Source organism: Rhodoferax sp. RT5P35, from assembly GCF_056521385.1.
The window spans coordinates 1-1,684 of record NZ_JBWMAX010000073.1; the positions used below are offsets into that span (position 1 = coordinate 1).

Genomic DNA, 1,684 nt, shown 5'->3' on the forward strand with positions numbered 1-1,684 from the left:
CAGAACTTCGTGCTTTTCACCAATTACCAGTTCTACAGCGACGAGTTCGTGCGCATGGGGCACGCCGCCATGGCCGACCCCGCCAGCGAGTACTGCGCCTTTGTGGAGCCCGGCAATGTGATCACCCGCCGCGTGGGCCTGCCCGCCGAGGAGCGCGATGCCCTGGGGGCTGCACCGCCGCGCCTGCCGCAAATGCCCGCCTACCACCTGGTGCGCGCCGACAGCGCAGGCATCACCAAGGTGCCCAGCGTGCCGCCAAAGCCGATGGCCGACAGCACCAGGCCCATTTGCTCCAGGCTCAGGTGCAGGTAGTCGATCAGGTAGCTGGGCAGCAAGGCGCTCAGCACCACCAGGCAGGTCAACCAGCAAAGCATGCCCAGCATGTTGAGCGGGATGTTGCGGTAGCGGAACACGTCGCTCCACTTGTGCGCCGACACGTCGGCGGTAGCGGTGTGCAGGGCGGCCACCGCAGGCGTTGTGTTGCGCAGCACGCGGTACAGCAGGTAGGCGATGACCAGGCCGGGAATCGACACCAGGGCAAAAATCCAGTGCCATTCCACGACCTTGAGCAGTTGCGTCACCAGCACCGGGGCAATCCCTAAGCCAAACAAGGGCAGCGCCATTTGCTGGATGCCGATGTTCATGCCCTGGCGCGAGGGCTTGGACGCGTCCAGCGTGGCCACAATGCTCACGGGGGTGAAAGCACCTTCGGCCAGCCCCATCAGCGCGCGGATGGCCATCATGCTGACGACCCCCGTGGCCAGGCCGCTAAAGCCCGCCAGCAGCGAGAAGATGATGACCGCCGGAATCAGCACCTTGCGGTGGCCCAGCCGGTCCGACAGGTTGCCCATGAAGATGGAGGCCAGGCCCCAGGCGATGGACAGCACCCCGGTGATCTGCCCCAGGTCCTGGTAGTTGAGGTTGAGTTCTTTCGAGATCACCGGGAACAGCGGCAGGATCATGAAGCGGTCGATGCCGACCAGGCCAAAGCCCAGGCACAGCAGGGTGACGGCTTTCCATTCGTAGCTAACGTCCCAGCGGGACGGTGTGGAAGTAACGGGGGTAAAAGTGGCAGCGTGCATGGTGGCTCCTGGTTAATTCACATAGACACCGTGGCGCTGCAGATCCGCCGCCAGGTCGTCTACCAAATCGGGGGTGTCTGCGGCCTGCGCGACTGCGCCGTACAGGTAGAAGTCGGGCCGCACCAGCATCGCGCTGATGCCGTGCTGCGCCATATAGGGCAGGAACTTGTGGTCTACGTCGGCCCAGCTACCGGGCGTAGCGCCGTCGGCGGTGATGACCACGCGCCGGGCCCCCAGGGCATCCAGAAACCGGTTTTGGGCCGCACCCAACGCGACCTCCACGGTGGAGACGAGCACAAAGCCCAGGCCCACTACCGCGTCGAACCGGCCCTGCTGCGTGCCCCGGCGCACCGTGCCGTGCGGGCTGAGCAAGCCAGCAGGGGCTTGCAGCGAGCCATCCACAGCGTGGCGCAGGATGCCCGCCGTGAGGCTGGGGAAAGGCGGCGGCGGGGTAGCCTGGCCGCTGAAGAAGGCGGCATCGCGCTCGGCGGCTTTGACAGGGTCGGGGATGCAGATCACCTTGCCCAGGTACATTGACAAATCGATCACGTCGCTGACGTGCGGGCGGCGGTCGGGCTGGTAGGTGTCCAGCAGGGTGTCGC

General features: G+C 65.7%; 1 protein-coding gene and 2 pseudogenes. 1 reads left to right on the forward strand and 2 read right to left on the reverse strand.

Annotated features, from left to right (window positions below):
* Positions 1–243: pseudogene (locus tag AC097L_RS23680) on the forward strand (AMP nucleosidase); the annotation flags it as partial.
* Here AC097L_RS23680 and AC097L_RS23685 read toward each other — a convergent pair.
* Together AC097L_RS23685 and AC097L_RS23690 are read right to left on the reverse strand one after the other, a co-directional pair.
* Complete coding sequence (locus AC097L_RS23685; RefSeq protein WP_479589189.1) at positions 201–1,082, reverse strand: MFS transporter; 882 nt, start codon at positions 1,080–1,082, stop codon at positions 201–203. The pseudogene AC097L_RS23680 and the gene AC097L_RS23685 overlap by 43 nt on opposite strands.
* Positions 1,083–1,094: 12 nt before the next feature.
* Positions 1,095–1,684 (reverse strand): annotated as a pseudogene (locus tag AC097L_RS23690) (bifunctional 3-(3-hydroxy-phenyl)propionate/3-hydroxycinnamic acid hydroxylase); the annotation flags it as partial.